The sequence below is a fragment of the Stenotrophomonas sp. GD03958 genome (assembly GCF_029839005.1).
Lineage (GTDB): Bacteria > Pseudomonadota > Gammaproteobacteria > Xanthomonadales > Xanthomonadaceae > Stenotrophomonas > Stenotrophomonas hibiscicola.
In genome coordinates, this window is record NZ_JAOBZT010000029.1 from 38220 (window position 1) to 45371 (window position 7152).

A 7152-nucleotide genomic window follows, 5' to 3' on the forward strand; every position below is an offset into this window, starting at 1 on the left:
GCTGGGGTTGCATGTCGACCAAGGTCGACACCTACCGAGCAGCGGGTAGCGTCGAGCCATGCCCGACGCATCGCGGCTTCAGTTCCGCCGCGGATCCAGCGAGATCAGGCGCGTGGCATCCAGCAGCGCGGCCGGCAGATGCATGCCGCCGGGCGCCGCGAGATAGCGTGGCCGCCACTGCGGATCGAACTTCGACTTGAAGCGGCGCAGGCCACTGAAGCCATAGAAGCGTTCGCCATGCCTCGCCAGCAGGCCGGCCAGGCGGTTCCAGCGACCGGCCAGCCGATGCTGGGCCAGCCCGGACAACGGCGCCATGCCCAGCGAGAACCGCGCATAGCCCTGCGCGCGGCCCCACAGGAACAATTCGATGAAGAGAAAGTCCATCGTCCCCTTCGGCGCTTCGTTGACGTGGCGCATGAGGTCCACCGACAGCTCGGCACCGGCCGGTGCCTGCCACAGGTTGGCGAATGCCACGATCTGGCCCTCGGCTTCGACCAGTGCCACCGGGAAGCGCACCAGGTAATCCGGGTCGTAGCTGCCCAGCGAAAAGCCCTTCTCATCGCCGGCCTTGTCCTCCAGCCATGCGTTGGAGATCGCATGCAGACGTGGCAGCAGGCCGGGAACCTCCTCCTCCGGTGCCACGCGGAACGACAGGCCGCCGCGCCTGCCGCGGTTCCAGGCCTGGCGCAGATCGGCGCGTTCGCGGCCTTCCAGCCCGAAATCGTGCAGCGGCACGATCGCTTCCTCGCCCAGCTTGACCAGGCCCAGGCCGAGGTCGAGATAGGTCTGCCAGTAGGTCTCGCCCACCTGGTAGAACACCGGGCGCAGGCCGAGCCGGTCGGCTTCTTCGCGGAAGCGCCAGATGAGTGCACGGGCCACGTCCGGCGGGCCGACCGGATCACCCATCGCGATCAGCGAACCGCCATAGCGCTGCATCATCACGAAGCCCTGTTTCGCATCATCGCGCAGCACCGCCTTGTCGGCGGTCAGTACCAGGCACGCCTGGGTATCGGTGGCCCCGGCCAGCACCGGTGCCAGCGACTGCAACGTGGCCTCGTCAGCGGCCGGCAGCGGGCTGCGCGTACTGTGCAGCAGGCGGGCCAGGCCGAACATCACCAGCGCGATCGCCACCACCAGCAACGCACGCAGCGCGCGCGGTGCGTTGCCGGACAACGCGAACTGCCACCACAGCTCGTTCTGGTATTCGACATGGCTGTAGGTGAAGAACAGCAGCCAGGTGACCGCGACCAGCACCAGACCCAGATTGCGCAGCCACGGCCACGACCAGGCTTCATCCAGCAGCGCGCCCTGGCGGTAGAACTCGCGGCGTGCAGCCCACAAGGCCATCGCCACCAGCACCGCCGAGACGGCGATCAATGGTTGCCCGCCGCGCAGCCACAGCGGCAACGGGGTGACAACGCACACCGCCATCGCCAGCATCCACGCGGCGTGGCTGCGCCGGGCCAGGCCCTGGCCGATCAGCAGCAGCGCGACGCCACTGAGGCTGCCGATCAGGTGTGAGGTTTCCAGGATCGGCAGCGAGGCGTTCACCAGGTGACGGCGTGGCGTCGGCAGCGTGCCGTCGATGACCAGCGCGGCGCCGATGCTGAACACCGCCAGCGCGATGATCTGCGGCAGCCACGGGCGCAGCGCGTTCCAGCCGGCACGGGTTGCCCCTGCGCTGGCCTGCAGCGGCTGACGCAGGGCCGGCGCAAGGGCGAGCAGGGTGGCCAGCACCAGCGGCAGCACGTAGTAGGTGACGCGGTAGATCAGCGCTGCCGCCAGCACCGCTGCCGGTGCCACCTGCGGCAACAGCTTCAGCAGGCTCCACTCGAACACACCCAGGCCTGCGGGCACGGTGGAGACCAGGCCGGCCAGCACTGCCACCAGGTAGAGGCCGACGAAGCCCGGCAGGCCGGTTGGCGTGGAGTCCGGCAGCAGCACGTAGAACGCGGCACTGGCCAGCACCAACTCGGTGACGCTGAGTACGGTGACACCGATCATGGTGCGGCGGTCGGGCAGCCACAAGGCATGGCCGAACACGCTGAACTGCCGTCCATCGCGGCCGACCAGCAGCACGGTGCCGAGATAGGCGAGCAGGGCAACGATGCCGACGATGCGCACGGCATCGGGATTCAATGGCAATGCCAACGCTGCCGCGGCGGGTTCCATGCATAGGGCCACGCTGATCAACAGCCATGCACCGAATACGAAACCGAGCGTGCTCATCAGCACCACCTGGCCAATCTGCGCCAGGTCCAGGCCGGCGCTGCGGTAGCCGCGCAGGCGTACCGCGCCACCGGTCAACGCGGCAAAGCCCACGGTCTGGCCCAACGTGTGCGCAAGGAACGCGGTGATGCCGACGCGCGCGGGGTGCACGCGGATGCCGCTGCGACGCAGGCCGATGGCATCGAAGCCGATCAGGCAGGCGTAACTGGCCAGGCCGAGTACCACGGTGAGCGCGATCTGCGTGCCGCTGAGCTGCCGGAACGCCTGGCGGATCGCACGATAGCCGTGCTCGTCGAACTCATTCGCCAGGCCGTGCAGGGCCAGGGCGAGGATCAGCAGCGGGATGACGATGGTGGCAACCCGCTTCCAGGTTGGCGTGGAAGGGGCAGTGGTGGAATCGACGGGGGCGGTCATCGGCGCAAGGGTGCGGCAGGAGGGGCGAGGGCGGTGTCAACGCGGGCGTGGCGCATCGTGCGCCTGTCATCGTCATTTGACCAGTGGGACCGTCGGAGCCCGGTAATGACGTATCGCGGAGGGCACCCGTGCACCCACCGTCGACCGGTTTGGAGGACAATGCAGGCCTGATCAACCGCAGGAGCCACGCCCATGATGGAGCGTTACGACGTCGGACCGCGCATGTCCGAAATGACCGTATACAACAAGGTCGCCTACCTCTCCGGCCAGATTCCGGAGGACACCAGCCAGGACATCACCGGCCAGACCCGGCAGGTGCTGGCGGAGATCGACAAGCTGCTGGCGCTGGTCGCCAGTGACCGCCAGCACGTGCTGCGTGCGGAGATCTTCCTGGCCGACATGGCCGACTTCGACGGCATGAACAAGGCATGGGACGAATGGGTGGTTGAAGGCGCGACCCCGGCACGTGCCACGGTCGAGGCCAAGCTGGCCCACGCCGACTGGAAGGTCGAGATCGTGGTGACGGCGGCAGTACCGTAACGGCAGGCAAGGTCACCTCCCACCAGGGAGGGGGTAGAGTCGACTGTTGGCCGACTATCGCGCGCAGCGCGCGGTTTTGCGCCGCCGGAACGAAGAGCAGTCGACTCTACCCCGCCGCTCCACTGCCGGTTGGTCCGGTGGCTACGCTGGCACCAGCTCGATGCAGTCCACCGGGCATGGCGGGATGCACAGCTCGCAGCCGGTGCACAGGTCGGCGATGACCGTGTGCATGTACTTGGCGCCACCGACGATGGCATCCACCGGGCAGGCCTGGATGCATTTGGTACAGCCGATGCAGTCGGCTTCCACGATCACCGCTACCTGCGGTGCCTTGTGCTGGCCGCGCGAACGATCAAATGGAATCGCCGGCACGCCCAGTACCTGCGCCAGCGCACGCGCACCGGCATCTCCGCCCGGCGGGCAGCGGTCCACGCCCGCGTCGCCGCGCGCCATGGCCTGAGCATACGGGCGGCAGCCGTCGTAGCCGCATTGCCCGCATTGGGTCTGCGGCAGCAGGCGGTCGAGGCGTTCGGTCAGGGGCGGAATCAGGCTCATGCGTGGCGAAGGCTGCGCGTTGGGGTCATTTCAGGGGTTTGCCACGGAACCAGCGCTCGTGGGCCAGGGCCAGCATCGGCTTGTCTTCGGAACTGTCACCGTAGGCATGGATGCGCACGTAGCGCGACAGATCGAACCGGCGTCGAATGTGCTCGGCCTTGCGCGGGCCGCAGTCGCCGCCGACGTAACGGCCGGTCAGACGTCCGTCCCGGCTCTCCAGCCGGTTGCAGATCAGCTGCAGGCCCAGCTGCTCGCACCATGGCCGCAGGTACAGGTCCAGCGAACCGGACACGATCACCACGGTGTGCTGCTGTTCCTTGTGCCAGCGGATCTGCTCCAGCATTTCCGGGCGTACCACGTCGGGCAGGAACTCACGCGAGAAGCCGGCCGCCAGCGTGGCGATGTCATCGCTGTGGCGGTCACTGAAGGTCAAACGGGTGACGCGTGCGCGGATGCGTTCGGCCGAGATCAGTTTCAGCCTGTACGCGGCCAGCCACGGGCCGACCTTCCACCACGCCTGCGCCAGCTGTTCGGCGGTGGCCACGCGGCGCAGGAAGCGGCCATAGGTATCGCAGGTGGTCACCGTGTGGTCGAAGTCGAACAGCGCCAGTTCCATTCCGTTGCCTCCCATCGCGTGCCCCGTGGCCGGTGCTGCCGGCGGGCGTGGCCACAACCACGCCCGCTGCAGGCATCAGCGCACCGGCATGCCCGGCTGCGCGCCGCTGTCGGCGTCCAGCAGCGCCAGCGCGCCACCGTCGAAACCGGCCGACAGGATCATGCCTTCGCTCAGGCCGAAGCGCATCTTGCGCGGGGCCAGGTTGGCGATGAACACCACGTTGCGGCCCACCAGCTGCTCCGGCTCGCCGTAGCTGCCACGAATGCCGGAGAAGATCTGGCGCTTGCCCAGTTCACCTGCGTCCAGTTCGAAGCGCAGCAGCTTGTCCGAGCCTTCCACGAACTCGCACACCAGCACCTTGCCGATGCGCAGGTCGAGCTTGGCGAAATCGTCGATGCCAATGTAGGCCGGAGCATCGGCGCTTTTTGCTTCGTCCTTGGCCGGGGCGGCCGACTTGACCGCTTCGGTCTTGGCGGCGGCAGCGGCCGGCTGCAGGGTGTCCTTGGAGGCGTCGATCATGGCGTCAATCTTCTTCGGGTCGATACGGGTGAACAGCGGGGTGTAGTCGGCGATGCGGTGATCCAGCAGCGGCTGCGCCAGCTCGGTCCAGTCGTTCACCGGCGCGGTCAGGAAGGCCTCGGCCTGCGCGGCGGTGGCCGGCAGCACCGGCTTCAGTGCGGTGACGAGCACGCGGAACAGGTTCAGGCCCTGGCTGCACACGGCCTGCAGCTGCGCGTCGGCGCCTTCCTGCTTGGCGATGACCCATGGCTTGACGTCGTCGATGTAGCGGTTGGCTTCGTCGGCCAGGGCCATGGTCAGGCGGATCGCCGCAGCCGGGTCGTTGCGCTCGTAGGCTTCACGGATCGGTGCCAGGCCGTCGACGAAGCGCTGGTACTGCGCGGCATCAGGCAGCTGCGCGGCCAGCTGGCCGTCGAAGCGCTTGCTGATGAAGCCGGCGCAGCGGCTGGCCAGGTTGACGAACTTGCCCACCAGGTCGGCGTTGACGCGGGCGATGAAGTCACCCAGGTTCAGGTCGAGATCGTCGACGCCACCGCTGGACTTGGCGGCGTAGTAGTAGCGCAGTGCCTCCGGTTCCAGGCCCGCGTCGAGGAAGGTACGGGCCATCACGAAGGTGCCGCGCGACTTGCTCATCTTGGCGCCGTCCACGGTCAGGTAGCCGTTCACGTGCAGGCGCGTCGGCGCACGATGGCCGGTGCCATGCAGCACGGCCGGCCAGAACAGGCCGTGGAAATTGACGATGTCCTTACCGATGAAGTGGTGCAGCTCGGTGGCGGTACCGGCGCGCAGATGCGCGTCGAAGTCCTCGCCGATCCTGCCGCACAGGGTCTGGAAGCTGGACAGGTAGCCGATCGGCGCGTCCAGCCAGACGTAGAAGTACTTGCCCGGCTGGCCGGGAATCTGGAATCCGAAATACGGTGCATCGCGCGAGATGTCCCACGCGCGCAGGCCACCTTCGGCATTGAGCCACTCACCGAGCTTGGCCTTCACCCCCGGCAGGGCGACGTCGCCGGCCAGCCATTCGCGCAGGAACGCGTCGAAGTGGCCCACCTCGAAGAAGAAGTGCTCCGAATCGCGCATTTCCGGCGTGGCACCGGAGATGACCGAACGCGGTTCCTTCAGGTCGGTCGGCGCATAGGTAGCGCCGCACACTTCGCAGTTGTCGCCGTACTGGTCGGGGCTGCCGCAGTTCGGGCAGATGCCCTTGACGTAGCGGTCGGGCAGGAACATGCCCTTGGCCGGGTCGTAGAACTGCGCCACCGAACGGCGGCTGATGTGGCCGGCCGCTTCCAGCTTCAGGTAGAACTGCTCGGTCAGCGCCTTGTTGGCCGCCGAATTGGTCGAGTCGTAGTGGTCGAAGGCCACGCCGAAGGCGGCGAAGTCACGTTCGTGGCTGGCCTGGATGTTGGCGATGAAGGTTTCCGGGGTGACCCCGGCCTTTTCCGCGGCCAGCATGATCGGCGTGCCATGGGTATCGTCGGCGCAGACGAACCAGGCCTTGCCGCCACTCATTCGCCGCGCACGCACCCAGATGTCGGCCTGGATGTAGCCGACCAGGTGGCCCAGGTGCAGCGGGCCGTTGGCGTAGGGCAGGGCGGTGGTGACGAGCGCGGTACGGGTCATGGTCGCGGGGTGAAGCCGAGGGGAACCGCAGAGTATCGCATGCCCGCAACGAGGTGACCCGGCCGGGGCCGGGTCACCGGGATGAAGTGAGGCCAGGGGCGCTTATTCGCGCTGCCAGGTCTGCGCGCGGCAGATGAAGGCGATGCAGCCGGACACGTCCAGCCGGGTGCCGCCGGGCTGCAGTTCCATCTTCGACTTGTAGGTCTTGCCGTTGGCCGGGTCGAGGATGGTGCCGCCGGACCACTTGTTGGCGCCGTCGGCCTTCAGGTTCCAGAGGATGGTCATGCCCTTGACCGGCTTGTTCCTGTTGGCGCCTTCACAGCCGTCACAGACCGGGTTCGGGCCCTTGTCCGAGTGCAGGATGTCGACCACCTTGCCGGTCAGGGTGCCGTTGGCGGCCTGGGTGATCTCGACGATCGACTTCACCTTGCCGGTCTTGTCGTCGATGGTCTTCCAGCGGCCGGCGGCGCCATCGGCGGCCTGCGCCGAGAGCGCGGCCAGGCACAGCGGCAATGCCAGCAGCAGGGTCTTGAAGGTGTTGCGCATGGTCCCCTCCCAGGGTTCATTCCGGCACGGTGCCGGCATGGGTCGACTGTATACCCATTCGGCGGGGTATGGGGAAGAGGGGCTTTGCAGGGCTGCGCCCTGCACCTGCG

Annotated in this window: 6 protein-coding genes; 1 reads left to right on the top strand and 5 read right to left on the bottom strand. The window is 67.6% G+C overall.

From position 1 onward, the window contains the following. Positions 1–78: 78 nt before the first annotated feature. Entirely contained in the window at positions 79–2643 is a 2565-nt protein-coding gene (gene mprF / locus N5C25_RS10710) for a bifunctional lysylphosphatidylglycerol flippase/synthetase MprF (RefSeq protein ID WP_279936922.1), read from the bottom strand. Positions 2644–2835: 192 nt separating this feature from the next. On the opposite strand from mprF, the gene N5C25_RS10715 reads away from it, so the two are divergent. Next, a complete protein-coding gene (locus N5C25_RS10715) occupies positions 2836–3183 on the top strand; it encodes a RidA family protein (protein ID WP_019662128.1) in 348 nt (115 codons plus the stop codon). 141 nt (positions 3184–3324) lie between these two features. Here the strand turns inward: N5C25_RS10715 and rnfB are convergent, their stop codons facing one another. From rnfB to N5C25_RS10735, 4 genes are all read right to left on the bottom strand, one after another. Beyond that, entirely contained in the window at positions 3325–3738 is a 414-nt protein-coding gene (rnfB, locus tag N5C25_RS10720) for an Rnf electron transport complex subunit RnfB (protein WP_019662127.1), read from the bottom strand. Positions 3739–3763: 25 nt separating this feature from the next. After that, on the bottom strand, positions 3764–4354 hold the full coding sequence (locus N5C25_RS10725) for an HAD-IB family hydrolase (RefSeq protein ID WP_279936923.1): 591 nt from the start codon (positions 4352–4354) through the stop codon (positions 3764–3766). A gap of 75 nt (positions 4355–4429) precedes the next feature. Continuing rightward, entirely contained in the window at positions 4430–6496 is a 2067-nt protein-coding gene (gene metG / locus N5C25_RS10730; RefSeq protein ID WP_279936924.1) for a methionine--tRNA ligase, read from the bottom strand. A gap of 102 nt (positions 6497–6598) precedes the next feature. Further along, positions 6599–7042: a DUF2147 domain-containing protein gene (locus tag N5C25_RS10735; protein ID WP_012480941.1), complete on the bottom strand. Its 444-nt coding sequence runs from the start codon at positions 7040–7042 to the stop codon at positions 6599–6601. Between the last annotated feature and the right edge of the window lie 110 nt (positions 7043–7152).

Bases quoted from the DNA above. Each gene is read 5' to 3' on its own strand.
- rnfB (WP_019662127.1), bottom strand. From the start codon at position 3,738: ATGAGCCTGATTCCGCCCCTGACCGAACGCCTCGACCGCCTGCTGCCG.
- metG (WP_279936924.1), bottom strand. From the start codon at position 6,496: ATGACCCGTACCGCGCTCGTCACCACCGCCCTGCCCTACGCCAACGGC.
- N5C25_RS10715 (WP_019662128.1), top strand. From the start codon at position 2,836: ATGATGGAGCGTTACGACGTCGGACCGCGCATGTCCGAAATGACCGTA.
- N5C25_RS10725 (WP_279936923.1), bottom strand. From the start codon at position 4,354: ATGGAACTGGCGCTGTTCGACTTCGACCACACGGTGACCACCTGCGAT.
- mprF (WP_279936922.1), bottom strand. From the start codon at position 2,643: ATGACCGCCCCCGTCGATTCCACCACTGCCCCTTCCACGCCAACCTGG.
- N5C25_RS10735 (WP_012480941.1), bottom strand. From the start codon at position 7,042: ATGCGCAACACCTTCAAGACCCTGCTGCTGGCATTGCCGCTGTGCCTG.